A 24,360-nucleotide genomic window follows, 5' to 3' on the forward strand; every position below is an offset into this window, starting at 1 on the left:
GCGCCCCCCGGCCGGGGCAGGATCAGCGATAGACGCCCTGCACGGTCAGGTCGGCCGGCTCGCCCTCGCCCACCCATTTCTCGTAAAGCTCGTCATAGCGGCCGGTGCGGACCTGCTGGTTGATGAAGAGGTTCATGTAGTTGATCAGCCCGTATTCCTCGCGCAGCGTGATCAGCGCGACGTAGTCCGGCACCATCGGCGCCTTGTCCACGATCTTGATGCCGGGGAAGTTGCCCGAGGCCACGTTCGCCTCGGCCACCTCGACGGTGGACACGGTCGCGTCCAGCTGGCCCTGGCTGAGGGCGAGGAAGACATCGGCCTGGTTCTGGTAGGGCCGGAACGAGCCCTCGCCCCATTCGGCGACCTTCTCCTCGAGCCAGATCGCCTCGTAGGTGCCGGCGGTGGCGCCGACGGTCTTGCCGCGCATGCCTTCCCAATCGGCCATCTCGACGCCCTCGTTGGCGACGACGGCGTTCTCGAAGGCGTAATAGGGGATCGAGAAGCCCACGGTCTTCGCCCGCTCGAGCGTGTCCGAGGTCGAGGCGACGGCCACGTCCACCCGGCCCGACATCAGCGCGGGGATGCGTTCGGGGAAGGTCGTCTCGACGATCTCGGCCTCGACGCCGAGGGCGGCGGCCAAGTCGTTGCAGTAGTCGACGTCGAAGCCGATCGGGGTGTTGCTCTCGTCGCGCGAGCCCATGGGCGGGAAGTCCAGCACCACCGCGCAGCGCAGCGTGCCGGACGAGATGATGTCGTCCAGCTTGTCGGCAAAGGCGGGCGCCGCAAGGCCCGTGGCGGCGATCACGCTCATCGCCAGGATCGAGGATTTCATGATGGTCTCCCTGTTGGTGGTGACGGTATCCTGCCTGCGGATCGTCCTGCCCCTTTTTCCCGATGAAACAGAAAATACAGAGAGTATACAAGAAGAACTTTCGGGCAGGCGCGGGCGCTTGCGGATCTGTGGACAGGATGTATGCAGGATGGAACATGCAGGAGGCTGTGACCCATGACGCTGACCCTGACACTTGACGCGCTGACGGACCGGATCGTCGCCATCCTGCGCCGGGCGGGCCTGAACGAGGTGCAGGCGGCGGCGCTCGGCGGGGTGATCGCGGCGGGCGAGCGGGACGGCTGCAAGTCGCACGGCATCTACCGGATCGAGGGGGTGCTGCGGACGCTGAAGGCCGGCAAGGTGGACGGCGCGGCGCTGCCGGTCCTGGCCGAGGATGACGGCCGGGCCATCATCCGCGTCGAGGCGCGGCGCGGCTTTTCCACCCCCGCTTTCGACTTGGGCCTGCCGCTGCTGGCCGCGCGGGCGCGCGAGCTGGGACTGGCGGCGATGGTGGTCAACGACTGCACGCATTTCTCGGCACTCTGGCCCGAAGTCGAGGCGGTGACGGCCGAGGGGCTGGCCGCGCTGGTCATGTGCCCGAGCTATGCCAGCGTCGCGCCGACCGGCGGCACCAGGCCGCTTCTGGGCACGAACCCCCTGGCCTTCGGCTGGCCGCGCCCGGCGGGGCATCCCTATGTCTTCGACTTCGCCACCTCGGTCGCGGCGCGCGGCGAGCTGGAGCTGAAGCGCCGGGCGGGCGAGGCTCTGCCCGAAGGCTGGGCGATCGACGCGGAGGGCCGGCCCACCACCGACCCCGAGGCGGGCCTGGCCGGCGCGATGCTGCCCTTCGGCGGGCACAAGGGCTCGGCCATCGGCACGATGATCGAGCTTCTGGCCGGGGTGATGATCGGCGATCTGACCAGTCCCGAGGTGCTGGAGCAGCTGGGCACGACGGCGCTTGCCCCGTTCCACGGCGAGCTGGTCATCGCCCTCTCGCCCGAGGCCTTCGCCCGGGGCCGGCCCGGCGATCCCTTCGCGCGGGCAGAGCTGCTGTTCGGCGCCATCACGGGGCAGGGCGCGCGGCTGCCCTCGCAGCGGCGCTTCGCCGCCCGCGCGAAGGCCGAGGCCGAGGGCGTCACCCTGACCCCGGCCGAGGCCGCGCAGCTGGACCGGATGCTGGAGCTTGGCCTCGACGCCGTCGCCTGACCCGAGACCCGAACCGCAAGGAGGCCCGCCATGAGCCCGGACACGCCCGAGACCGCCCCCGAACGCCGCCGCGGATCGGGCGTCAAGCTGGTCTACGAATCGCTGCGCGACGAGATCCTGAACCTGGTCCTCGCCCCCGGCAGTCCCATCGACGAGGTGCAGCTGGCCGAGCGCTTCGGCATGTCGCGTACCCCCATCCGCGAGGCGCTGGTGCGCCTGGCCGGCGAGGGGCTGGTCGAGACGCTGCCGAACCGCTCGAGCATGGTGTCGAACATCGACTTCCTGAACCTGCACACCTTCTTCGACGCGATCACGCTGATGTACCGCGTCACGACCCGGCTGGCGGCGCTGAACCACCAGCCCGCCGACCTTCAGGCGATCCGCGCCCACCAGGCCGCGTTCGCCGCCGCCGTGGCCGCGCAGGACGCGCTGGCGATGATCGCGACGAACCGCGACTTCCACGCCGCCATCGCCGAAGCCGGGCGCAACCCCTACTACACCGCGCTGTCCCTGCGGCTTCTGGACGAGGGGCGGCGGCTGCTGCGGCTCTATTACCAGTCCTTCGACGACCGCCTGCCGCAGGAATATGCCGACGAGCATGCGGCGATCATCGCCGCCATCGCGGCGCGCGACGTCTACGAGAGCGACCGCCTCGCCCGCGCCCATGCCGACCAGATCGTCCAGCAGATCCAGCGCTTCTTCGCCCGTGACCGCCGCCAGGACCTGCCGCTCTGACTGCCTGCGCATTTCCTGTCGACAAGTAAAATGCACGGCCTATGATGGCGGCAAAGGGCAGCTGCCTCGGCCTGCCCGCGTCGCACCAGAGGAGCTTTAGATGGACATAAAGGCCTTCACCGGCGTCATCCCGGCGCTGATGACCCCCTGCACGCCGGATCGCAGCCCCGACTTCGAGGCGCTGGTGCGCAAGGCCGGCCAGCTGATGGAGACGGGGATGTCGGCCGTCGTCTATTGCGGCTCGATGGGGGACTGGCCGCTGCTGACCGATGCGCAGCGGATGGAGGGCGTCGAGCGGCTGGTCCAGGCGGGCATTCCGGTCATCGTCGGCACCGGCGCGGTCAACTCGGGCCTGGCGGTCCGGCACGCGGCCCACGCGCAGGAGGTCGGCGCGGCCGGGCTGATGGTCATCCCGCGGGTGCTGTCGCGCGGCAGTTCGGCCATCGCGCAGAAGAACCACTTCCAGGCGGTCCTCGCCGCCGCGCCGGACCTGCCGGCGGTCATCTACAACAGCCCCTATTACGGCTACGAGACGAAGGCCGACCTGTTCTTCGCGCTGCGCGCCGCCCATCCGAACCTGGTCGGCTTCAAGGAATTTGGCGGCGCCGCGGCGATGACCTATGCCGCCGAGCACATCACCAGCGCCGATGACGGGGTGATCCTGATGGCGGGCGTCGATACCGGCGTCTACCACGGCTATGTCAAATGCGGCGCCTCGGGCACGATCACCGGCATCGGCAACGTCATCCCGCGCGAGATCCTGCATTTCGTCGCCTTGGCGAAGGCCGCCGCCGCGGGCGATGTCGCGGCGCGGCGCCATGCGCGCGAGCTGGGCGAGGCGCTGGAGGTGCTGTCCTCCTGGGACGAGGGCACGGACCTCGTCCTCTACTACAAGCACATGATGGTGCTGCAGGGCGACGCCGAATACGCGCTGCATTTCAACGAGACCGACGCCCTCACCCCCAGCCAGCAGGCCTGGGCCGAGCGGCAGCTCGCGCAGTTCCAGAGCTGGTATGCCGCCTGGAGCGAGCTGCCCGGCGTCCGGGACACGCGGCGCGCCTGAGGCGCCGTCGGCTAACATGGGACGGGGGCGGGGCGCAGGTCCCGCCCTTCTTGCATGAAGGCGCCGAGCCGGCGCGGCTGTCATGGAGATGTCACAAAACTGGGGATTGGTCGTCACAATTCGGTTGTAGATCGCACGGGCATCGATCAGCTCCACAGGAGACGACACATGAAGACCTTCGGCCTCACCGCGACCGCGCTGTCCGTAATTGCCCTGTCCGCCACCGCAGCCGCGGCGCGCGACCAAGTCCAGATCGCCGGCTCGTCCACCGTCCTGCCCTACTCGACCATCGTGGCCGAACTCTTTGGCGAGAACAGCGACTTCGGCACGCCCGTCGTCGAATCCGGCGGCTCGTCCACCGGCCTGCGCCGCTTCTGCGAGGGCGTGGGCGAGAACACGATCGACATCGCCAACTCGTCGCGCGCCATCCGCGACACCGAGCGCGAAGCCTGCGCCGCCGCCGGCGTGGACGAGATCATGGAAGTCCGCATCGGCTATGACGGGATCGTCTTTGCCAGCCTGAACAGCGGCAACGCCTTCGAATTCACCCCGGCCGACTGGTTCAACGCGCTGGCCGCCCAGATCGTCGTCGACGGCCAGGTCGTCGCCAACGACCGCACCAGCTGGAGCCAGGTCAACCCCGAGCTGGCGGATCAAGAGATCCTGGCCTTCGTTCCGGGCACCCGCCACGGCACCCGCGAAGTCTTCGAAGAGCGCGTGATCCGTCAGGGCTGCGAGGACAGCGGCGCGCTGGAAGTCTTCACCGCCGAGCTGGGCGAGGAAGCCGCGGGCGAAGCCTGCGTCGCGCTGCGCACCGACGGCCGCTCGGTCGACATCGACGGCGACTACACCGAGACGCTGGCGCGCATCAACAGCTCGCCCAACGGCATCGGCGTCTTCGGCCTGTCCTTCTACGAGAACAATACCGGCACGCTGCAGGTTGCCACGATGAACGGCGTCACCCCCTCGACCGAGACGATCTCGTCGGGCGAATACCCGGTCTCGCGCCCGCTCTTCATGTACGTCAAGAAGGCGCATATCGGCGTCATCCCGGGCGTGAAGGAATTCGTCGAGTTCTTCGTCTCGGACGAGATCGCCGGCCCGTCCGGCCCGCTGGCCGATTACGGCCTGGTCTCCGACCCCGAGCTGGCCGCGACCCAGCAAGCGGTCACCGACGAGACCGTGATGCAGTAACGGACCATCCGGGCGGGCCGAAAGGTCCGCCCGGAGCCTTTTCTTCCCCCCCTCGATCCCCCTCGTTCCAAGGACATCCGGATGCCATTGTCTTGGGCCCTGCTGGCAAGCCTCGCCCTGGCCGCCGCCGGCTATATGGTCGGACGCAGCCGGGCCTTCGCCTCGGCCGGCGCCGACAGCCGAACGCTGCATTCCCGCCCGACCTATCACGGCATGAGCGTCGCGCTGCTGGCGCTGATCCCGGCGCTGGTGATCATGGTCCTGGGCGCGCTGGCCCGGATGACGGGGCTGCTCTCGGCCGAGGCCGGGGGTGTCGTCGGCCTTCTGGCGCTCGGCGCCGCGGTGATCGGCCTCGGTATCGGGGTCAGCCGGATCAACGCGGGGTTCATGGCCCGCAACGCGGTCGAGAAGATCGTGCTCGGCTTCCTGATCTTCTGTTCGACCATCGCCATCGCGACGACGCTCGGCATCATCCTGTCGCTGGTCTTCGAGACCGGCAACTTCTTCAGCCAGTACGACTGGCGCGCCTTCTTCTTCGGCACCGAGTTCGTGCCGCGCTTCGAGGGCAACTCGCGCCTTGGCGTGCTGCCGCTGCTCTGGGGCACGCTCTATATCAGCTTCATCGCGCTGCTGGTCGCGGTGCCCATCGGCCTTTTCGGCGCGATCTACCTGTCGGAATATGCCGGCCCGCGCACCCGCAGCCTGGCAAAGCCCGTGATCGAGGTGCTGGCCGGCATCCCGACCATCGTCTACGGCCTCTTCGCGCTGGTCACGGTCGGCCCGATGCTGCGGGACGCCATTGCGCAGCCGCTCGGGCTTGGCAGTTCGGCCTCCTCCGTGATGACCGCGGGCCTCGTGATGGGCATCATGCTGATCCCCTTCGTCAGCTCGCTCAGCGATGACATCATCAACGCGGTGCCCCAAAGCCTGCGCGACGGCGCGCTTGGCCTGGGGTCCACCCCGTCCGAGACGATCAAGCAGGTGGTCCTGCCCGCCGCCCTTCCCGGCATCGTCGGCGCCGTCCTTCTGGCCGCCAGCCGCGCCATCGGCGAGACGATGATCGTGGTCCTCGGCGCCGGCGCCGCCGCGACGCTCAGCCTCAACCCGTTCGAGGCGATGACGACGATCACCGTGAAGATCGTCAGCCAGCTGACCGGCGACAACGACTTCTCCTCGCCCGAGACGCTGGTCGCCTTCGCCCTTGGCCTCACGCTGTTCGTCATCACCCTCTGCCTCAACATCGTCGCGCTGATCATCGTCCGCAAATACCGGGAGCAGTACGAATGACCGACATGCCGCTGCCCCAGACCGGCCGCGCCGGCGCCCGCACCAAGGGAAGCCTGCTGCAGGCCGACAGCCGCACCCGCCGCCGCAACGCCGCCGAGAAGCGCTTCCGCGCCTATGGCGTCACGGCCATTGCCATCGCCATCCTCGCGCTGGTCTTCCTGCTGACGACGATCATCCGCGACGGGGCGTCCGCCTTCCGCCAGACCTACCTGTCGATCCCGGTGACGCTGGATGCCGAGATCCTGGACCCGCAGGGGAACCGCGACGTGGCCGAGATGTCGCGCGTGCTGACCCTGGGCTACGGCCGGGTTCTGGACGCGGCGCTCGACCGCTCGATCGGCTCGCTCGAGCTGAACATCCCCGGCCTGTCCGAGGGCGACGTGGACGGCATCGTCTCGCGCGAGGCCTCGGCGCAGCTGCGCCAGCGGGTGCTGAACGATCCCGAGCTGGTCGGCCAGACGGTCGAGCTGAACGTCCTGGTGAACGGCCGGATCGACGGCTACTTCAAGGGCCGCGTCACGATGGCCTCGGCCGAGCGCGACAGCAACGTCTCGCCCCAGCAGCTTCTGCTGGCCGACGCGCTGGCCGAGCGCGGCCTGCTGGTCACCCGCTTCAACCGCGAGTTCATCACCAACCCCGACGCCTCGGACCAGCGCCCCGAGGCCGCCGGCATCGGCGTCGCCATCATCGGCTCGGTCTACATGATGCTGGTGGTGCTGTTCCTCGCCGTGCCCATCGGCGTCGCCGCCTCGATCTATCTCGAGGAATTCGCGCCCAAGAACCGCATCACGGACATCATCGAGGTGAACATCTCGAACCTTGCGGCCGTGCCCTCGATCGTCTTCGGCATCCTCGGCCTTGCCGTCTTCATCAACTTCGCCGGCCTGCCGCAATCGGCGCCCATCGTCGGCGGTCTCGTGCTGACGCTGATGACGCTGCCGACCATCATCATCGCGACCCGCGCGGCGCTGAAGGCCGTGCCACCCTCGATCCGCGATGCCGCGCTTGGCGTGGGCGCCAGCAAGATGCAGTCGGTCTTCCACCACGTCCTGCCGCTGGCCATGCCCGGTATCCTGACCGGCACGATCATCGGCCTCGCGCAGGCGCTTGGCGAGACCGCGCCGCTGCTGCTGATCGGCATGGTCGCCTTCGTGCGCGAATATCCCGGCGGCCCGCCCGAGGGCCTGTTCGATCCGGCCTCTGCCCTGCCGGTGCAGGTCTACAACTGGACGCAGCGCAGCGATCCGGCCTTCGTGGAACGCGCATCGGGCGCCATCATCGTCCTTCTCATCTTCCTTCTGTGCATGAACCTGCTGGCCGTCTACCTGCGCCGCCGGTTCGAGCGCCGCTGGTAATCGGCATCCGGAGAGCCCACCATGTACGACACGACCCGAACGGAGAGCGCCGTGAGCCAGCAGGACATCAAGATCTCGGCCAGGAACGTGCAAGTCTATTACGGCGACAAGCACGCGCTGAAGGACGTGAACGTCGACATCCAGGACAAGACCGTGACGGCCTTCATCGGCCCCTCGGGCTGCGGCAAGTCGACCTTCCTGCGCTGCATCAACCGGATGAACGACACGATCGACATCGCCAGCGTGAAGGGCGAGATCCGGCTGGACGGCGAGGACATCTACGACCGCCGCGTCGATCCGGTGCAGCTGCGCGCCAAGGTCGGGATGGTCTTCCAGAAGCCGAACCCCTTCCCGAAGTCGATCTACGACAACGTCGCCTATGGCCCGCGCATCCACGGCCTGTCGCGGAACAAGGCCGAGCTGGACGAGATCGTCGAGAAGTCCCTGCGCGGCGCGGCCCTCTGGAACGAGGTGAAGGACCGCCTGGCCGAGCCGGGCACCGGCCTCTCGGGCGGCCAGCAGCAGCGCCTGTGCATCGCCCGCGCCGTCGCCACCGCGCCCGAGGTGCTGCTGATGGACGAGCCCTGCAGCGCGCTCGACCCCATCGCGACCGGCCAGGTCGAGGAGCTGATCGACCAGCTGCGCGAGCAGTTCTCGGTCGTGATCGTCACGCATTCGATGCAGCAGGCGGCGCGGGTCAGCCAGAAGACCGCATTCTTCCACCTGGGCAACCTGGTCGAGTACGGCGCCACCGACGACATCTTCACCAAGCCGCAGGACAGCCGCACCGAGGCTTACATCTCCGGCCGCATCGGCTGATCCTGGGAGGGACGGACATGAACCGCGACAAGCACATTTCCTCGGCCTTCGACCGCGACCTGGAGACGATCCAGGCGCTGGTCGTGAAGATGGGCGGGATGGTCGAGGCGGCCATCACCGACGCCGCCACCGCGCTGGAGACCCGCGACGAGGAGCTGGCCGACGAGGTCCGCCGCCGCGACAAGGCCATCGACGCGCTGGAGGCGCAGGTCAACGAGGACGCCGCCCGGCTGATCGCCCTGCGCGCGCCCACCGCGACCGATCTTCGGATGGTCCTGGCGGTCATCAAGATCTCGGCCTCGCTGGAGCGGGTGGGGGACTACGCCAAGAACATGGCCAAGCGCACCTCGGTCCTGGCGCAGATGCCGCCCATCGAGGGTGCCGGCATGGCCCTGCGCCGGATGAGCGCGGCGGTGAACCGGATGCTGCAGGACGCGCTGGACAGCTACATCCGCCGCGACGCGGGCCTGGCCGAGGACGTGCGCCAGCGCGACCTGGAGGTGGACCAGATGTACAACGCCCTCTTCCGCGAGTTCCTGACCCACATGATGGAAGACCCCCGCAACATCACGTCCTGTATGCACCTGCACTTCATCGCCAAGAACGTCGAGCGCATGGGCGATCACGCCACCACCATCGCCGAGCAGGTGGTCTATCTGGTCACCGGCGAGCTGCCGGACGATGCGCGGCCGAAAAGCAACGCCGTGCCGCTGACGGTGGGGGGCTGAGCGATGACGCGCCAAGCCCCTTGCGTTCTGGTGGTCGAGGATGAGGGCGCGCAGCGCGAAGTCCTGCAATACAACCTGGAAGCCGAGGGCTTCGACGTGGTCGTCGCCGACAACGGCGAAGACGCGCTGCTGCTGGTGCAGGAAGAGCAGCCCGACCTGGTCGTGCTGGACTGGATGCTGCCCAAGGTCAGCGGCATCGAGGTCTGCCGCCAGGTCAAGGCCGACCCGGCGACGCGCAACATCCCCATCATCATGCTCTCGGCCCGCTCCGAGGAGGTGGACCGGGTCCGCGGCCTCGAGACCGGCGCGGACGACTACGTGGTGAAGCCCTATTCCGTGGTCGAGCTGATGGCCCGCCTGCGCACCCAGCTGCGCCGCACCCGCCCCGCCACGATGGGCGAGCGCCTCAGCTTCGCCGACATCATCCTCGACGCGGCCGAGCACCGCGTCTTTCGCGCCGGGCAGTCGCTGCATCTGGGCCCGACCGAGTTCCGGCTGCTGTCGACGCTGATGGAAAAGCCGGGCCGCGTCTGGACCCGCGAGCAGCTGCTGGACCGGGTCTGGGGCCGCGACATCTACGTGGACACGCGCACAATCGACGTGCATGTGGGGCGGCTGCGCAAGGCGCTGATGCAGAACGGCGGCGCCGATCCGCTGCGCACGGTGCGCGGCGTGGGCTACGCGCTCGGCTGAGGCCGGCCTCGATCCCGACAATCTGCGACGGAACGGCTGACGCAGGGGAACTTCCCTGCGCCTGTGGAATTGGGCTGGTGCAACCAGCGCGCAACTCACGCGCCGATTGTAAAAATGCCCCGCCGGTCAGGGCGGGGCGGGACTTTGTAACGGTTGAACACGCAATCAACTATGTCCCGCGGAAGTCGTTCCCGTGCTTTCGGGAACGTGATCGATCGGCATCGGCCGGATGGTCGTGCCGGTCCGGATCGGGCAAGTTGCCTTGATCACGCCATCAAGGGAACTTGCCCGATGTTCAGCGACTGGAAGCAGGAGAAGGCGACGGCGGGGCTCGTGGCCGAGGCGCAGGCCGTGGCCGATCGCCTGGCAGAAGCCAAGCCGCACCATGTCGAGGCCCATGCCGCCGCCGCGCGGTTCTGGGCGGCCGCTTATCTGGCCGAGGGGCAGGACCTTCACCTTCTGGCCGACTGGCCCGCCGCCGATCGCCGCCGCTTCATCGCCGCCGCGCAGACGAAGATCGCAGCGCTGCGCAAAGCGCGGAGCTATGACAGCAGCGACGGGCTGGCCGCCTGGCTGCACACCGCCCGCGCCGTGGCCGAGCCGCGCATGGCCCCGCCCGTCCGCGAGATGTGGCAGCACCTCATGGGCGCGGGGCAGAATGCCGATGCGATGGCGCAGGACCAGATGGACGAGGCGGGGCTGCCCGCCGATGCCGGGCGGCGGGCGCCGAAGGGCTTTGCCGAGGCGGACTGAGCCGCGCGCTCAGGCTTGCGCGCGCAGCGAGGGATGGTCGAGCGCCGTCATGATGCCGCGCAACTCGGCCAGGCCCTTGAGGCGGCCGATGGCCGGATAGCCCGGCTGTGCGCGTCGCTTCAGATCGTCGAGGATGTCCTGCCCGTGATCGGGGCGCATCGGGATCTGCCAGTCGGCGCGGCCCTCCGCCTTGCGGCGCCGCTCTTCGCCGAGAATGGCGGCGATCATCGCCACCATGTCCGTGTTCCCCTCCAGATGCGCGGCCTCGTGGAACGAGCCGCCGAGCCGGGCCTCCTCCAGCGCGACGTTGCGCAGGTGCAGGAAATGGACGCGGCTGCCGAGGCGGCGCATCATCCCCGTCAGGTCGTTGTCCGCCCGCGCCCCGAGCGAGCCGGTGCAGAGCGTGATCCCGTTCGCCGGGATGTCCACCGCGTCCAGCACCGCCGCGTAGTCGGCCTCGGTCGACATGATCCGCGGCAGGCCCAGCAGCGGGAAGGGCGGATCGTCGGGATGGCAGCAGAGGCGCATCCCCAGTTCCTGCGCCAGAGGGGCGACCTCGGCCAGGAAATCGACCAGATGCGCGCGCAGCCGCTCGGCCGGGATGGCGTCGTAGCGGGCGAGGTGGGTCTTCACGTCCTCCATCGTCATCCGCTCGGCCGCGCCGGGCAGGCCGAAGACCACGTTGCCGGCCAGCTGCTCCTTGCGGGCCTCGGACATGGCTTTGAAGCGGGCGCGGGCGGCCTCGGTCACCTCGGCGTCGTAACCCTCGGCCGCGGCGGGACGCGCCAGCAGGAACAGATCGAAGGCCGCGAAGTCGATGGCGTCAAAGCGCATGCAGGTGGCGCCGTTCGGCAGGCGATAGGCCAGGTCGGTGCGGGTCCAGTCGAGGATCGGCATGAAGTTGTAGCAGATCACTTTGACCCCGGCCGCGTGCAGGTGGCGCATCGAGGTCTTCCAGTTCTCGACATGGCGCTTCCAGTCGCCGCTCTGGCGCTTGATGTCCTCGGACACCGGCAGGCTCTCGACCACCTCCCATTTCAGGCCCGAGGGCGCGCCGTCCGTCATCACCGCCAACTCGGCCTGCCGGCGCGCGATCTCCTCGGCCGGCCAGACGGCGCCGGTCGGCATGTGGTGGAGCGCAGTCACCACGCCCTCCACCCCGGCCTGCATCATGTCGTCGATGGAGACGAGGTCCTTGGGTCCGAACCAGCGCCAGGTCTGTCTCATGCGCGTCTTCCGTCTGCTGTGCCGGTGGCCGATGTTTCTCCAGCCCCGGCTATACCATACTAGCATACGCGTCAAGTTTCGGCCTTGGCGGCGGCAGCCGGCGGTGGGACAAGAGGCGCGGCAGGATCGGGAGGACGCGATGGCGGATCTGGAGGGGAAGGCCGTGCTGGTCACAGGGGCGAGCCGGGGCATCGGCGCGGCGGCAGCGCGCGCCTTTGCCGCAGCGGGCGCGCGCGTCGGGCTGATGGCCCGCAGCGAAGCGGCCGTCGCGGCGCTGGCGCGCGAGATCGGCGGCGTGCCCATCGCCGGGGACGTCGCGCGGGCGGAGGATATGGAGCGGGCGGTGGCCCGGCTTCACGCCGAGGCGGGGCGCATCGACGTGCTGGTGAACAATGCCGGGCTGATCGAGCCCATCGCCGGGCTGGCCGAGGCCGATCCCGGAGCCTGGGGCCAGGCGATCGACGTGAACCTCAAGGGGGTCTTCCACGGCATCCGCGCGGCGCTTCCGCGGATGCGGGCGCAGGGAGGCGGGACGGTCCTGACCATCGGCTCGGGCGCAGCCCATGCCCCGCAGGAGGGCTGGAGCGCCTATTGCGCCAGCAAGGCCGGCGCGCTGATGCTGACGCGCGCGCTGCACCAGGAAGCCGCGGGGGACGGGATCCGCGCGATCAGCCTGTCGCCGGGGACGGTGGCGACCGACATGCAGGCGGCGATCCGGGACAGCGGCGTCAACCCGGTCAGCCGGCTCGACTGGTCCGTGCACATCCCGCCCGAATGGCCGGCGCGGGCGCTGGTCTGGATGTGCGGGCCGGAGGCGGACGACTATCTCGGCGCCGAGATCTCGCTGCGGGACGAGGGCATCCGCCGCCGCGTCGGGCTGATCGCCTGAGGCCGCGCGGCCGTCCCTACCGGGCCGGGTCCAGCAGCGCCTGAAGCCGGGCGGCAAGCTGGTCCAGCGGCGCGGGCCAGGGCAGGTGGTCCGGGCAGCCGGCCCCGGCCGCGGGCGAGGTCACCAGCAGCTTCAGGTCCGGGCGGCAGCGGGCGAGATCCTGGGCGAGCGTCCTGCCGCCATGGCCCCGCATGTCGGCGCAGGTCAGGACCAGCGCGATCCCGGGGCCGCTCGCCAGCCGGTCCTGTACCTCGACGGCGCTGCGGGCAAGGTGGACGGCGTAGCCGAGACCGCTCAGCATCTCGACCTTCAGCGACAGGGACTGCGGGTCGTCGTCGACGATCAGGATCTCCGCCCCCGAGGCGTCATGCGCAGGGCCGGCTGCTTCGGCGGGAAGCTGCGGCAGGCAGAGCGTGATCGTCGTGCCTTCCCCCGGCGCGCTGCGGATCGCGACATGCCCGCCCGACTGGCGGGCGAAGGCGAATACCTGGCTGAGGCCGAGGCCCGTGCCTTGCCCGACCCCCTTCGTGGTGAAGAACGGCTCGAAGGCCTTCGCGGCGATCTCGGGCGTCATGCCGATGCCGGTATCGGTGACCGCGATGGTCACGCAGGGGCCGGGCGCGACGCGTTGGCCGGCCGCCTCCTCGACGCCCAGCAGGCGGTTGGCGGTCGCGATGACCAGCTCGCCCCCGCCCGGCATGGCGTCGCGGGCGTTGATGGCGAGGTTCAGCAGCGCGTTCTCCAGCATGCTCGAATCGGCGAGCAGCTGGCCCGTCCCCGGCGCCAGCTCGGTCCGAAGCTGCACGCCGTTGCCGAGGGTCCGGCGCAGGAAATCCACCATCTCGGCGATCATCCGGTTGGGATCGACCGGAACCGGCACCAGCGCCTGCCGGCGCGAAAAGGCGAGCAGGCGCTGGATCAGCGCGGTCGCGCGCTCGACGCCGTCGCGGGCGGCCAGGATGAAGGGCGCCACGTCGCCCCCCGTCCTCAGGCGCCGTTCCGTCAGGTTGAGCGCGGCCGAGATGACGGCCAGCATGTTCTTGAAGTCATGGGCGATGCCGCCGGTCAGCTGGCCCACGGCTTCCATCTTCTGCGCCTGGCGCAGCGCGTCTTCGGTCGCAAGGCGCGCCTCCACGGCCTCGACCACGCGCGCCTCGAGCGTCCGGTTCAGCTCTTCAAGCGCGGTGCGCGCCTGGAGCAGCTCGCGTTCGTAGCGGCGGCGGTCGGTGGCGTTGAAGACGGTGACGCGCACGAAGCGCAGCTGTCCCGCCGCGTCGCGCCGCTCCTCGGCATTGACCAGCACAGGCAGCGTGCTGCCGTCGGCGCGCACGAGATCCAGCGCGACCTCGTGGAAGAAGCCCTGCATCCGCAGGAGGGGGGCGAAATGCGTTTCGAAATAGATCTTGCCGGCGATGTTCAGGAAGTCCTGCAGCCGCTTGCCGGAGAAGACGGCGACATCGTGGCCCAGCCAGCCGGCCAGCGTCCGGTTCGCTCGGATGATGCGCCCGTCCGCGCCGGCCGAGACGTAGCCGCAGGGCGCCGTGTCGAAGAGATCCTCGAGGTCTTCCATCTCGGGCGAGGTGCGGGAATCGGCAGGGCCTTGGGTCGTGCTCATGCGGCGGGGCTGGCGAGGAAACCGGTCATCGCGGCCACCGTCTCGTCCGGGGCGCTGAGATTGGGGCAGTGGCCCGTCGCATCCAGAAGCACGTAGCGGCTGTCGGGCAGCTGCGCGTGGACGAACTCGCCCACCTCCTGCGGCGCGATGACGTCCTCGGCGCATTGCAGCACCAGGCAGCGCGGCCGGACGCGGGGCAGGGCGTCGCGGTGGTCCGACAGGAAGGTGACGCGGGCGAAGCGCTTGGCGATTTCGGGATCGGTGCGGCAGAAGGCGTTGGTCAGCTCTTCCGCCAGTTCGGGCCGGTCCGGGTTGCCGACGATGACCGGCGCCATCTGCCGCGACCAGCCCATGTGGTTCTCGTCCAGGAAGGCCAGCAGCTCGTGGATCTGGGCCTCGCTGAAGCCGCCCCGATAGGCGCCGTCGTCGATGTAGCGGGGCGAGGGGCAGACCATCACCATCTCGCGGAACAGATCGGGCGCGGCCTCGGCCGCAAGCACGCCGATCATCGCGCTGACGGAATGGCCCACGAAGACGCCGTCGGTCACGCCGAGCCGGCGGCAGATCTGCACCACGTCGTCGGCATAGCCGTCGAGCGCGGCGTATCTCTGCGGATCATAGGCGCCGAGCGCCGAGCCGCCGCAGCCGACATGGTCGAACAGCACCACCCGGTAGCCCTGCGCGAAGGCCGGCCAGACGAAGCGCCACATGTTCTGGTCGCAGCCGAAGCCGTGGGCGAAGACCATCGTGCGCGGCCCCGCGCCCTCGACCCGCACGTTGTTGCGCTCCAGCACGTCCACAGCGGCCATCCTCGTCAACCGGTCACAATACCCGCGCGCCGCACCGCCTGCGCCGCGCCGTGTGACCTTCTCCTTCTTCCTCAACCGGTTCAACCGCCTAAGGGTCTCGGTTTTTCCCGACAGGGTTGTGGCTACGGCGCATGATGTCAACCTCTGAGGCGCGCCGTGGCCGGCGTGGTGCATGGGCCTCAGCGCGCCTGCCGGATCAGCCGGGCGAGCGGGGCGTGTTCGTCCCGTCGCCCGCCGGCCGGGTCGGCGCCCAGAAGGCCGTTCGGGCACATGCGGTCGTCGTCCCAGCCCGGATGGTTGGCCACGGGATAGAGGCAGACGGCCTCGATCCGCGCGCCTCGGGCGCGGGCGCGGGCGGTCTCGGACATGACATGGGCGAACCACGGCGCGCGGCGGGCGCCCTCGGTGCCGGTCTCGGCCAGCATCATGGGGCGGTCGTAGCGCGCCGCGACCTCGACCAGAAGGTCCGCAAGCGGGCGATGGGCGGCGTCGTCCACGTCGATGGGCAGGCCGCCGTGGATCCACTGGTTGTTCCAGTAGTAGTTGACGCCCACCACATCCAGCGCGTCCTCGGTCCCGCCGATCTGCGGCCAGATGCGTCCCGAGATCAGGTCGAAGGCTTGGAACTGCGCGTCGTGCCAGCCATGCGCCTCGTGCAGCGGGCGGCCGGTCCAGGGGGCGTGCTGCACGGCGATCAGCGGCTCGGCGGTGATGAAGCGGGCGCGCGGGTCGATGGCGCGCAGCTCGGCCTGCGCGGCCAGATAGGCACGGGCCAGCTGGACCTTCAGCTCGAAGCCGCGGCCGGCGGCGAAGGGGTTGAGATAGCGCGCATCGCCCCCGGCCCAGGAGAGGAAGCTGATCTCGTTGACGGGGCACCAGAAGGGGACGGCGTCCGTGACCGCTCGGTGATGGCTGGCGGCGGCGCGGGCGAGGGCGGCGAAGCGGGTGACGAAGCCGGGCGAGAAGACGTCCAGATCGTCCGGCCAGCCGTAATGCAGAAGGTCCCAGATGACCTGCGTGCCCGTCTCGCGCGCGGCCTCCAGCATCGGGGTCCAGGAGGCCAGGTCCAGCGCGCCGCCGCTGTCGATCAGCGGCCAGCGCAGCGCGTCGCGGCAGGTTCTGATCCCGAGCGCCTGAAGCTGCCGGAAATCCTGCGCCGCGTGCCGGTCATGGCCGATGGCCGCGATCACGTCCAGCCGACGCCCGTCCCGCCGGCGATGGGTCGAGGATTCCCACCCCCCGTGGATGAAGCTGGCAAAGAGGCTGGGCGCGGGGGCGGCCGGGCGCTCGGCCAGCACCTCGTCGATCAGCGCCTGCCACTGGGGCACCACGACCTCGGCCGCATAGGTGGCGCGGACATGGGCCTGAAGCGCCTGCCCGAGGCGGCGGCGCAGCGGCGCGTCACCGAGCAGCCGGCGCAGGGCATCGGCCAGCGCGGCCGGGTCCTCGTGCGGCACGAAGAGGCCGCTGGCGCCGTCCTCGATCTGCTGGAGCGCGCCGTTGTCGGGCGTCGCGATGACGGGCAGGGCGGCGGCGCCGGCCTCGGCGATGACATGGGGCATCCCCTCGCCGCGGCTGAGCCAGCAGAAGACGTCCATCGCGGCCAGAAGGTCGGGCACGTCAGGGCGGTCGCCCGTCCAGATGATCCGCGCGCCAAGGGGGGCGGCCAGCGCCCGCAACTCGGCCGCGTAGTCCGGCATGAAGGCATCCGGCCCGCCGACGATGACGAAGCGCGCCTGCGGGTGGTCGGGGGCGATGCGGAGGGCGGCGGCGATGAAGTCCTCGACCCGCTTCTTGCGGTCGAGCCGGCCGACCCACCCAATCAGCAGCTCGTCCCCGCCGACGCCGAGCGCCGCGCGCATGGGGGCGCGGCGGGACGGGTCGAACTCGGTGAGGTCCACCATCGAGGGGATCTCGCGCGCGTGCTGCGGGCGCTCAAGCATCTTGCCGGCCGCCGCCGCGCGGATGCTGTCGCAGACGCCGACATAGCGGGTGGTGAAGTGCTTCGGCCCGGCCAGCGCCTCGCTGACGAGGCCGCCATGCTCGATCAGCGGCGGCCGGACGGCCAGCTGCTCGAGCGCGGGATAGATGTCGGCGACGTTCTGGCAGCTGACCACCACATCGGCGCCGCAGATCTTGCGGCGGAGGTAGTCCACCGTGTCCTCGAAGCTGAGCGCGTAGGGCGTCGTGTCGACATGGATGCCGAGCGCGCGCAGCTGCTGCTCGGTCTGCTCGGGCATCCCCTCCTTGCGGAAGCAGGGGATCACGTCGATGCGGTAGCGGTCGCGCGGCAGGGTCCGCGCGAGCAGCCGCAGCTCGGTTTCCTCTCCGCCGACGACCAGCCAGGCGAGGACGAAGAGGATGCGGATCTTGCCCGCGTCGGGATGCGGGACCGGCAGGCCATCGGGCGGCGCCTCGCCCCAGATCTCGGACGCGTTCGAGCCGTCCGCCGTCATGCCACGAAGACCACTTGCAGGAAGTCGGGCCGTTCGGCGACCAGACGTTCCAGGAAGGCCGGCCCCTCGTCATAGGGCACGACATGGGTGATCATGTGCTGCCGGATGGCGGGGCCGGCGCGTTCCAGAAGCCGCACCGTCTCCAGCGCGAGGCGGCGCTGGTTCCAGTCCGCCGCCAGCCGACGCGGCATCCTGTTGATCTGCGCGCAGACGAGGCGCAGGCCGTTGTGGTGGAACTCCTCGCCGAGGCGCAGCTCGGGCAACCCGCCCTGGTAGAAGGCGAGGTCGATGACCGTCCCCTGCGGGCGCAGCGCCGCCAGCGCGCGGTTGAGGCTGTCGCCGCGGGCCCGGGTCTGGAAGACGACCTCGGCGCCCCGCCCGCCGAAGCGGTCGTGCCAGGCGGACTTGGCATGTGCGACGGCCTGATCCTCGTCCATCGGGATCATCCCCAGCTTGCGGATGATCTCCTGCCGGAAGGGCGAGGGATCGACCACCACCACCTCGGACGCGCCCGCGGCCTGGGCGAACAGCGCGCAGAAGAGGCCCACCGTGCCGCCGCCCCAGACCAGCGCCGGGCGCCCATCAAGGCTGGCGCCCAGATGCGGCACCGCGCCGCCAAAGGCCTCGGCATCGGCATGCAGGATGCCGTTCGCGGCGATCGGTCCCATCTGGCCGACGAAGATGCCCAGCATCGGGTCCAGCCCGTCGGGCAGCGGCACCAGCAGGTCGCGGGCGGGATCGGCCGTGTGGCCGGTCTTGTGGCCGAAGGCGGTGCCGACGACCTGCCCCGCCTGCCAGCCCGGCGCGCGGGCGTCGATGATGCGGGCGCTCTCCATGTAGCCGAGGAAGTTGACCGGGTAGCGGGCCGAGGGCTCGCCCGGCAGGAAGCGGCCGGCGAAATCGTCCCACCGGCTGTGCAGGTAGGGGTTCGTGCCCTTGAGGAAGGTCAGCTCGGTGCCGGCCGAGAGGCCGGTGAACATCAGCTCCAGCCGCAACTGACCGTCGCCCGCGGGTCCTTCGTCATAGCCGAAGAACCCCGCCCGACCCTGTTCAAGGATCGCCAGAGAGCGGATGTGGCGGTGCTCATGCGGCATGACCGGCGCCCGGCGCAGCGGTTTCACAAAAGATGGGCTGCGGGTCAGCCCGCAGCCCCTCCATCCGTTGAAGGGCGCCGGTTTCGGCCGAGCGGCTGACGGCGAGCGCGACCTCGTGGGTCAGAAGCGCCTCGGCGTAGTCGCAGCGGATGCGGTTCTCGCGGCCCATCACGGCCTCGAGGAAGTCGCGGTCCTGCCGCCAGACGGGATCGCCCTCGGCCCGCCGCACCGGGCGGCCGCGGCCGACATCGACCATCAGGTCGTGGTCCGTGATCTCCAGCGCCATCGCGTCGCTGAAGACATGCAGGCCCACGCGGTGGTTCCAGCGCAGAAGGCAAGTCGAGGCGAGGTTCGCCACCGCCCCCGAGGCGAAGCGCAAGGTCGCCGCCGTGGCCGTCGGCACGGTCAGGCCCGGAAAGTCCCCGCGCTCGCGATGCGCGGCAAGGCCGAAGACCTCGGTCACGTCGCCGGCGAGGAAGCGGGCGGCGTCGATGATATGCGTCGCCTGCTCGACCACCTGACCGCCCGAGCGGTCCGCGCGCCACCACCATTCCGGCGGCGGGGTCTGGTCGATCCAGAAGCCCTGCATCAGATGGGCGGGGTTCGTCGCCAGATGCGCCCGCGCCTCGTCCATCGTGTCGAGATAACGCCAATGGTAGCCGACGCCGGTGATCAGACCGGCCTCGGCGACCTCGGCCGCGATCTCGCGCGCGAGTTCCACATCCAGCGTGATGGGCTTTTCGACGAAGAAGGGCAGGCCGCGCGCGAGGCAGGCGCGCTCGGGCGCGCCATGGGCGAAGGGCGGCACGCAGATGAAGACGGCATCGAGGTCATGCGCCGCCAGCATCGCCTCGTGGTCCGGATGGGCGGTGGCGCCCATGCGGCGGGCGGCGTCCTCGGCGCGGCCGAGGTCGGTGTCGCAGATCGCCACCACGTCGACATCCGGCATGGTCTCCAGCACGCCGAAATGGCGATGGGCGATGCCGCCCGCCCCGATGAAGCCTAGTCTCACACGGTCCATATGCATTCTGTCCTTGAGGGCGCGGGCGGCGCGGTAGGCGGCGCGGGTGGCATCGGCCATCAGCGCGGCAGTGAAGCGGTTCTGAAAGCGGGTCTTCTGGGCGGCCGCGACCCGCGCCCGGCGGGCCGGATCGCCAAGCGCATCCGCGATCATCGCGGCAAGCGCGCGGCTGCTGCCGGGGGCGTGCAGCCAGGGATGATCCTCGCCAAGCGCGTCCAGCGTGCCGCCGACGCGGCTGGCGACGACGGGCAGGCCGGCGGCCATGGCCTCCAGCACGACCAGCGGCAGCCCCTCAAAGCGCGAGGGCAGGGCGAGCATCGCGGCCGAGGCCATGAGGTCCGGCACGTCCGAACGGGTGCCCAGCAGGGCGACATGGTCCTGAAGCCCCAGCCTGCGGATGCCGCGGGCCAGCATCGCGTGGCAGGGTCCGTCGCCGACCAGCTGGGCGCGGAGGGAAAGGCCGTCGCGGCGCAGGCGGGCGAGCGCGCCCAGCAGCACGCGCTGGCCCTTCTGCGGCGTCAGGCGGCCGACGCAGAGGATGCTGTCCTCGCTGCGATGCGCCTCGGTTGCGCGGACGGGAGACAGGCCGTTCGGCACGACGTGCAGGACGGCGCGCCCGTCGATGGCATCCTGCCAGCCCGCCCCGGCCGCGGCCGAGACGGCGATGACGCCATGCACCGAGGCGAGCGCGGCGTGATAGTCCGCGATCTGCGCGGGATCGGTCAGCAGCCAGGGCAAATGCTCGGTCCGCAGCACCGTCGCGCGGGCCGCATGGGCGGCTGCGGTCAGGCCCTGTCCCTCCCATCCGATGCCGGCATGGACATGGACGATCGCCGGTCCCTGCCGGCACCACGCCGCCACCGCGTCCGCAATTCCGGCCTCGGGGACCAGATGCGCCAGGCCGCCGCCATCCACCACCTGCGCCGCCAGCGCGCGGCCCGCCGCGTGGTCGGGCCACATCGTCTCGGCATGCATCCCATCGTCCGCCAGCGCGCGGGCCAGCGTCACCATGTGCACGCCGACGCCGGACGGCTCGGGGCTGTCGGTGACCAGCAGCAGGCGTTCAGGCATCCGCACCGACCTGCATCAGGCGGCGATGCAGCGCCAAGGCCTGCGCGACGACCTGGTCCATGTTGTAGTAGCGGTAGCTGCCCAAGCGGCCGGTGAAGACGACCCCCTTCTCGGCATCCGCCAAGGCCAGGTAGCGGCGGAACAGCGCCTGGTTCTCGGGGCGCGGGATCGGGTAGTAGGGATCGCCCTCGTCCGCCGGGTATTCGTAGGTGAGGGCGGTCATCGGGTGCTCCTGCCCGGTCAGGTGCTTGTATTCGGTGATCCGGGTAAAGGGCACGTCCGGGGCGGGATAGTTCACGACGCCGACCGGCTGGAACTGCCGCTGCGGCAGGGTCTGGTGCGCGAAGGTCAGGCTGCGATAGGGCAGGGCGCCGAAGCGGTGGCCGAAATAGGCGTCGATCGGGCCGGTATAGACCGTCATCTCGCCCCGGTCGTCCGGCCCCAGATCGTGGAAGTCGGTGCCGGTGCGGACCTCGATCAGCGGGTGGTCCAGCATCCGCGCGAACATTGCGGTGTAGCCGTCGCGCGGCATCGCCTGGAAGCGGTCGGTGAAGTAGCGATCGTCCGTGTTCAGCCGCGTCGGCACCCGCGCCGTCACCGCCTTGTCCAGCTGCGAGGGGTCGAGCCCCCACTGCTTGCGGGTGTAGCCCTCGAAGAACAGCCGGTAGAGTTCTTCCCCCACGGCCGAGACGACAACATCGCGCGAGCTGCGGATCTCGGCCACCGGCTCGGCGCGGGCGGCGAGGAAGGCCTCGGCCTCGGCCTCGGTGGCAAGGCCCGCGTCATAGAGCAGGTTCAGCGTCGTGCGGTTGATCGGCAGCGGCACGCGGCGCCCGTCCAGATCGGCCAGCACGCGATGCTCGTAGGGGCGCCACTCGGTGAAGCGCGACAGGAAGTCCACGACCTCGGGTGCGTTGGTGTGGAAGATGTGGGGGCCGTAGCGGTGGATCAGCAGGCCGTCGGCGTTCAGCTCGTCAAAGGCGTTGCCGCCGATATGCGGGCGGCGGTCGACGACCAGCACGCGCTGGCCCGACTGCTCGGCCAGTTGCCGCGCCATCACCGCGCCGGCGAAGCCTGCGCCGCAGACGGTCACATCGGGCCGGGGGCGGCGGGCGCGGAAGCCTGGCGGCCGCCGGCCGGCGCGGCGGGCGACGGCCTGTTCCAGAAGCCCGGACATGCGGCGATGCGTCTGCTCCCAGCTCTGCTGCGCGATGATGGCGTCAGCCTCGGCGCGCCCCGTCGTGGCGCCCTTGCCCTGCGTCAGCGCCACCTCGCAGGCGGCAACGAAGCTTGCCGGGTCCGCGGCGATCTGGACCGCCTGCAGCTCGCCATACTGGCGCACCACGTCGCGGATCGGTGTCGAGACGACGGGGCAGCCCGCCGCCAGGAACTCGGGCGTCTTGGTGGGCGAGATGAAGCGCGTCGCCTCGTTGATCGCGAAGGGCATCAAGGCGACGTCCCAGCCTGCCAGATAGGCCGGCAGCTCGCCGTAGCCCTTAGGCCCCAGCCAGTGCAGGTTCGGCGCCTGCGGCAGGCTGGCCGGGTCGATCTTCACGACCGGGCCGATCATCACGATGGACCAGTCGGGCCGCGCCGCGGCCAGCGCCTTGATGAGGGGAAGGTCCAGCCGCTCGTCGATGACGCCGTAAAAGCCGAGCCGCGGGCCGGGCAGGCTGGCCTGGTCCGCCGGCTCGGGCAGGCGGGCGCGGGCGGCGGCGAAATGGGCCTTGTCCACCGAGGACGGGAAGGCGTGGATGTTGGCGTGGCGCGACTTCTTCGCCTCCCACAGGGACCAGCCGCCGGTGGTGACCAGATCGGCCGCCTCCATCAGCGCGGCCTCGTGGCGCAGCAGCGCGGGCGGGGCGAAGTCGAAGGCCGACAGCTCGTCCATGCAGTCGAAGACGACCGCGCCGGCGTCCACATGCTGCACCACCGGCCACATCATCGGCGTGTAGAGCCACAGCACCGGCTTGGCGATGCCCGTGAGGACCAGCATCTGGTCGAACAGCCGGGTCAGCGCGGCCTCCTGATCCTCGGGCGACCAGCGGTCGGGCACGCGCGGGCGGATGGCCTGCACGGTCGTGCCCTCGAAGGCGTGGAACTCCAGGTAGGGAAGGTGGTGATGCGTCGGGATCGCCTCTTCCCAGAAGAGGACGCGGCGGTGGCGCGCGAAGCGCTGCATCAGGTGCTGGGGGCGCTGCGTGACGAAATCCCACCGCAGATGCGACAGGCAGATCAGAGCGGGCGGGACCGGGAGGGCCATGGCGGGGCCGGCGGCCGGGTCGAGGTGAAAATCGTCGCGGGGGGTCATCCGGCCTCCTTCAGGCGTGCGTTGCGGACAGCCGCGATCTCGGCGGCGAGGCGGGCGATGCTGGCGCGCCAGCCCCATCGGGCGATGGCGGCGGGGCGCGGGTCGGGGGGCGGGTCGGCCAGCAGCCGGTCCAGCGCGGCCGCGAAGTCGGCGCCGGGCGCGGCGATGGCGCCGGCCTCGGGCGGGACATGCTGGAGACCGCAGGTCAGCTGCGCGTTGGCCAGCACCGGCAGGCCGGCCAGCTGGTATTCGGTCAGGATCGCCGGCGCGCCGTCATGCTGGCCGCAGACCACGCCGACGCGGGCGCGGTTCATGAGGCGGTTCACCTCGTCATGGCTGACGCCGGGCGGGCCGACGATCTCGACATCGAGGCCGCGCCGCTCGGCCTCGGCCCGCAGGTCGTCATCGCCGTAGCCGACAACCAGCAGCGCCGTCGTGCCCGGCCGCCGCTCCATCGCGTCAAAGAGGATGTCGTGGCGCTTGTAGGGCTGCGCGCAGGCGACATAGACGACATCGCGGTCCTTCGGCGCCCCGGTGGGAAAGAAGGTCAGGTCCGCGGCGAAGTTCGGCCCGATCGGCAGCACGCAAGTCCGCGCGCCGGGGATGCGCGCCTCGATCTCGGCCGACTGCCAGGGCGCGCCGGTCAGGAACAGGTCGAACCGCCGGGCCACGTCGTCCGGCAGGCGCAGCGCCGGCGCGTCGATCGAGTTGTAGATCGTGACCGCCCCGGCGGCCGCGTCCAGGATGTCGTGCCCGACGCCGAGCCCCCATGCACAGAGGATCTCGGGCGCGCCGTTCTGGCGCAGATGCGCCACGGCCTCGGCCGAGCCGTAGGGCGCCTCGTGCGGGGCAGCGCGGAAGAGGCGGCGGGTCAGGCCCGGCCGGTCCGGATCGGGGCGGCCGGCCGGCAGCCCGAGGCTGGCATCGGATTCGCCGCAGCGGCCCGCGAAGGACCAGATCTCGGCCTGATCGACCAGCCCGGCGGCTACGGCGGCCAGCGGCAGCCGCTCCAGATAGCCGCCCGTCACCCTGACCTCGCCGCGCGGCGGCGCGACAGGCAGGGCGCTGCGGGGCTGTCCCGCAGGCTGGGTGATGGGCAGGGGCGGGACGTGGGTGCAGTGGTCGGAGATGGCAACGAGACGACGAGAAGACATGGACTGGGACCGCCCGGGTTGGGCGCATCGCGCCATATGATCGCATCG

The 24,360-nt window shown here is 70.5% G+C and carries 20 protein-coding genes; 11 read left to right on the forward strand and 9 right to left on the reverse strand.

The window, feature by feature from the left end; all coding sequences use genetic code 11:
• Positions 1–22: 22 nt before the first annotated feature.
• Entirely contained in the window at positions 23–832 is an 810-nt protein-coding gene (locus BLP73_RS11470) for a transporter substrate-binding domain-containing protein (protein WP_090744336.1), read from the reverse strand.
• A 174-nt stretch (positions 833–1,006) separates the two neighbouring features.
• On the opposite strand from BLP73_RS11470, the gene BLP73_RS11475 reads away from it, so the two are divergent.
• From BLP73_RS11475 to BLP73_RS11520, 10 genes are all read left to right on the forward strand, one after another.
• On the forward strand, positions 1,007–2,038 hold the full coding sequence (locus BLP73_RS11475) for an Ldh family oxidoreductase (protein WP_090744339.1): 1,032 nt from the start codon (positions 1,007–1,009) through the stop codon (positions 2,036–2,038).
• A gap of 30 nt (positions 2,039–2,068) precedes the next feature.
• Positions 2,069–2,773 (forward strand): GntR family transcriptional regulator, encoded by a 705-nt coding sequence (locus BLP73_RS11480; protein WP_090744342.1) that lies wholly within the window; start codon positions 2,069–2,071, stop codon positions 2,771–2,773.
• A 100-nt stretch (positions 2,774–2,873) separates the two neighbouring features.
• Positions 2,874–3,836, forward strand: coding sequence for a dihydrodipicolinate synthase family protein (locus BLP73_RS11485; RefSeq protein ID WP_090744345.1), 963 nt, complete (start codon positions 2,874–2,876; stop codon positions 3,834–3,836).
• 168 nt (positions 3,837–4,004) lie between these two features.
• On the forward strand, positions 4,005–5,030 hold the full coding sequence (locus BLP73_RS11490) for a substrate-binding domain-containing protein (RefSeq protein ID WP_090744348.1): 1,026 nt from the start codon (positions 4,005–4,007) through the stop codon (positions 5,028–5,030).
• An 81-nt stretch (positions 5,031–5,111) separates the two neighbouring features.
• Positions 5,112–6,317: a phosphate ABC transporter permease subunit PstC gene (gene pstC, locus BLP73_RS11495; RefSeq protein ID WP_090744353.1), complete on the forward strand. Its 1,206-nt coding sequence runs from the start codon at positions 5,112–5,114 to the stop codon at positions 6,315–6,317.
• Positions 6,314–7,672, forward strand: a complete 1,359-nt coding sequence (gene pstA, locus BLP73_RS11500) for a phosphate ABC transporter permease PstA (RefSeq protein ID WP_090744356.1) — start codon at positions 6,314–6,316, stop codon at positions 7,670–7,672. The genes pstC and pstA overlap by 4 nt, the downstream gene beginning before the upstream one ends.
• A gap of 21 nt (positions 7,673–7,693) precedes the next feature.
• Positions 7,694–8,491, forward strand: coding sequence for a phosphate ABC transporter ATP-binding protein PstB (gene pstB / locus BLP73_RS11505; protein WP_090744359.1), 798 nt, complete (start codon positions 7,694–7,696; stop codon positions 8,489–8,491).
• Positions 8,492–8,508: 17 nt separating this feature from the next.
• Positions 8,509–9,219, forward strand: a complete 711-nt coding sequence (gene phoU, locus BLP73_RS11510; protein WP_090744363.1) for a phosphate signaling complex protein PhoU — start codon at positions 8,509–8,511, stop codon at positions 9,217–9,219.
• 3 nt (positions 9,220–9,222) lie between these two features.
• A complete protein-coding gene (gene phoB, locus BLP73_RS11515; protein WP_090744366.1) occupies positions 9,223–9,912 on the forward strand; it encodes a phosphate regulon transcriptional regulator PhoB in 690 nt (229 codons plus the stop codon).
• A 291-nt stretch (positions 9,913–10,203) separates the two neighbouring features.
• Positions 10,204–10,665: a hypothetical protein gene (locus BLP73_RS11520; protein WP_090744369.1), complete on the forward strand. Its 462-nt coding sequence runs from the start codon at positions 10,204–10,206 to the stop codon at positions 10,663–10,665.
• Positions 10,666–10,674: 9 nt separating this feature from the next.
• Here BLP73_RS11520 and uxuA read toward each other — a convergent pair whose 3' ends face one another.
• Positions 10,675–11,892 (reverse strand): mannonate dehydratase, encoded by a 1,218-nt coding sequence (gene uxuA / locus BLP73_RS11525; RefSeq protein WP_090744372.1) that lies wholly within the window; start codon positions 11,890–11,892, stop codon positions 10,675–10,677.
• A gap of 139 nt (positions 11,893–12,031) precedes the next feature.
• On the opposite strand from uxuA, the gene BLP73_RS11530 reads away from it, so the two are divergent.
• Positions 12,032–12,781, forward strand: a complete 750-nt coding sequence (locus BLP73_RS11530) for an SDR family oxidoreductase (protein ID WP_090744376.1) — start codon at positions 12,032–12,034, stop codon at positions 12,779–12,781.
• 16 nt (positions 12,782–12,797) lie between these two features.
• Here BLP73_RS11530 and BLP73_RS11535 read toward each other — a convergent pair whose 3' ends face one another.
• From BLP73_RS11535 to BLP73_RS11560, 7 genes are all read right to left on the reverse strand, one after another.
• Positions 12,798–14,396: a PAS domain-containing hybrid sensor histidine kinase/response regulator gene (locus BLP73_RS11535; protein ID WP_175453333.1), complete on the reverse strand. Its 1,599-nt coding sequence runs from the start codon at positions 14,394–14,396 to the stop codon at positions 12,798–12,800.
• Entirely contained in the window at positions 14,393–15,205 is an 813-nt protein-coding gene (locus BLP73_RS11540) for an alpha/beta fold hydrolase (RefSeq protein WP_217630674.1), read from the reverse strand. Before BLP73_RS11540 ends, BLP73_RS11535 begins: the two co-directional genes overlap by 4 nt.
• A 179-nt stretch (positions 15,206–15,384) precedes the next feature.
• Positions 15,385–17,661, reverse strand: a complete 2,277-nt coding sequence (locus BLP73_RS11545; protein ID WP_090744379.1) for a glycosyltransferase family 4 protein — start codon at positions 17,659–17,661, stop codon at positions 15,385–15,387.
• Positions 17,658–18,755, reverse strand: coding sequence for a zinc-dependent alcohol dehydrogenase (locus tag BLP73_RS19600; RefSeq protein ID WP_217630675.1), 1,098 nt, complete (start codon positions 18,753–18,755; stop codon positions 17,658–17,660). Before BLP73_RS19600 ends, BLP73_RS11545 begins: the two co-directional genes overlap by 4 nt.
• The gene (locus BLP73_RS11550; protein ID WP_217630676.1) at positions 18,745–20,847 is read right to left on the reverse strand and encodes a glycosyltransferase; all 2,103 of its coding nucleotides are present in this window, start codon (positions 20,845–20,847) and stop codon (positions 18,745–18,747) included. Before BLP73_RS11550 ends, BLP73_RS19600 begins: the two co-directional genes overlap by 11 nt.
• On the reverse strand, positions 20,840–23,158 hold the full coding sequence (glf, locus tag BLP73_RS11555; RefSeq protein ID WP_217630677.1) for a UDP-galactopyranose mutase: 2,319 nt from the start codon (positions 23,156–23,158) through the stop codon (positions 20,840–20,842). Before glf ends, BLP73_RS11550 begins: the two co-directional genes overlap by 8 nt.
• A complete protein-coding gene (locus BLP73_RS11560; RefSeq protein ID WP_090744382.1) occupies positions 23,155–24,312 on the reverse strand; it encodes a glycosyltransferase in 1,158 nt (385 codons plus the stop codon). The genes glf and BLP73_RS11560 overlap by 4 nt, the downstream gene beginning before the upstream one ends.
• Positions 24,313–24,360: the final 48 nt, after the last annotated feature.

It is taken from the genome of Paracoccus tibetensis (genome assembly GCF_900102505.1).
GTDB lineage: Bacteria > Pseudomonadota > Alphaproteobacteria > Rhodobacterales > Rhodobacteraceae > Paracoccus > Paracoccus tibetensis.

Excerpts from the sequence above, each read along its gene's own strand:
- pstB (WP_090744359.1), top strand. The coding sequence starts at position 7,694 with ATGTACGACACGACCCGAACGGAGAGCGCCGTGAGCCAGCAGGACATC.
- BLP73_RS11480 (WP_090744342.1), top strand. The coding sequence starts at position 2,069 with ATGAGCCCGGACACGCCCGAGACCGCCCCCGAACGCCGCCGCGGATCG.
- phoU (WP_090744363.1), top strand. The coding sequence starts at position 8,509 with ATGAACCGCGACAAGCACATTTCCTCGGCCTTCGACCGCGACCTGGAG.
- pstC (WP_090744353.1), top strand. The coding sequence starts at position 5,112 with ATGCCATTGTCTTGGGCCCTGCTGGCAAGCCTCGCCCTGGCCGCCGCC.
- BLP73_RS11520 (WP_090744369.1), top strand. The coding sequence starts at position 10,204 with ATGTTCAGCGACTGGAAGCAGGAGAAGGCGACGGCGGGGCTCGTGGCC.
- phoB (WP_090744366.1), top strand. The coding sequence starts at position 9,223 with ATGACGCGCCAAGCCCCTTGCGTTCTGGTGGTCGAGGATGAGGGCGCG.
- BLP73_RS11470 (WP_090744336.1), bottom strand. The coding sequence starts at position 832 with ATGAAATCCTCGATCCTGGCGATGAGCGTGATCGCCGCCACGGGCCTT.
- BLP73_RS11560 (WP_090744382.1), bottom strand. The coding sequence starts at position 24,312 with ATGTCTTCTCGTCGTCTCGTTGCCATCTCCGACCACTGCACCCACGTC.
- BLP73_RS11485 (WP_090744345.1), top strand. The coding sequence starts at position 2,874 with ATGGACATAAAGGCCTTCACCGGCGTCATCCCGGCGCTGATGACCCCC.
- pstA (WP_090744356.1), top strand. The coding sequence starts at position 6,314 with ATGACCGACATGCCGCTGCCCCAGACCGGCCGCGCCGGCGCCCGCACC.
- uxuA (WP_090744372.1), bottom strand. The coding sequence starts at position 11,892 with ATGAGACAGACCTGGCGCTGGTTCGGACCCAAGGACCTCGTCTCCATC.
- BLP73_RS11550 (WP_217630676.1), bottom strand. The coding sequence starts at position 20,847 with ATGCCTGAACGCCTGCTGCTGGTCACCGACAGCCCCGAGCCGTCCGGC.
- BLP73_RS11545 (WP_090744379.1), bottom strand. The coding sequence starts at position 17,661 with ATGACGGCGGACGGCTCGAACGCGTCCGAGATCTGGGGCGAGGCGCCG.
- BLP73_RS11535 (WP_175453333.1), bottom strand. The coding sequence starts at position 14,396 with ATGAGCACGACCCAAGGCCCTGCCGATTCCCGCACCTCGCCCGAGATG.
- BLP73_RS11475 (WP_090744339.1), top strand. The coding sequence starts at position 1,007 with ATGACGCTGACCCTGACACTTGACGCGCTGACGGACCGGATCGTCGCC.
- glf (WP_217630677.1), bottom strand. The coding sequence starts at position 23,158 with ATGACCCCCCGCGACGATTTTCACCTCGACCCGGCCGCCGGCCCCGCC.
- BLP73_RS11530 (WP_090744376.1), top strand. The coding sequence starts at position 12,032 with ATGGCGGATCTGGAGGGGAAGGCCGTGCTGGTCACAGGGGCGAGCCGG.
- BLP73_RS11540 (WP_217630674.1), bottom strand. The coding sequence starts at position 15,205 with ATGGCCGCTGTGGACGTGCTGGAGCGCAACAACGTGCGGGTCGAGGGC.
- BLP73_RS11490 (WP_090744348.1), top strand. The coding sequence starts at position 4,005 with ATGAAGACCTTCGGCCTCACCGCGACCGCGCTGTCCGTAATTGCCCTG.
- BLP73_RS19600 (WP_217630675.1), bottom strand. The coding sequence starts at position 18,755 with ATGCCGCATGAGCACCGCCACATCCGCTCTCTGGCGATCCTTGAACAG.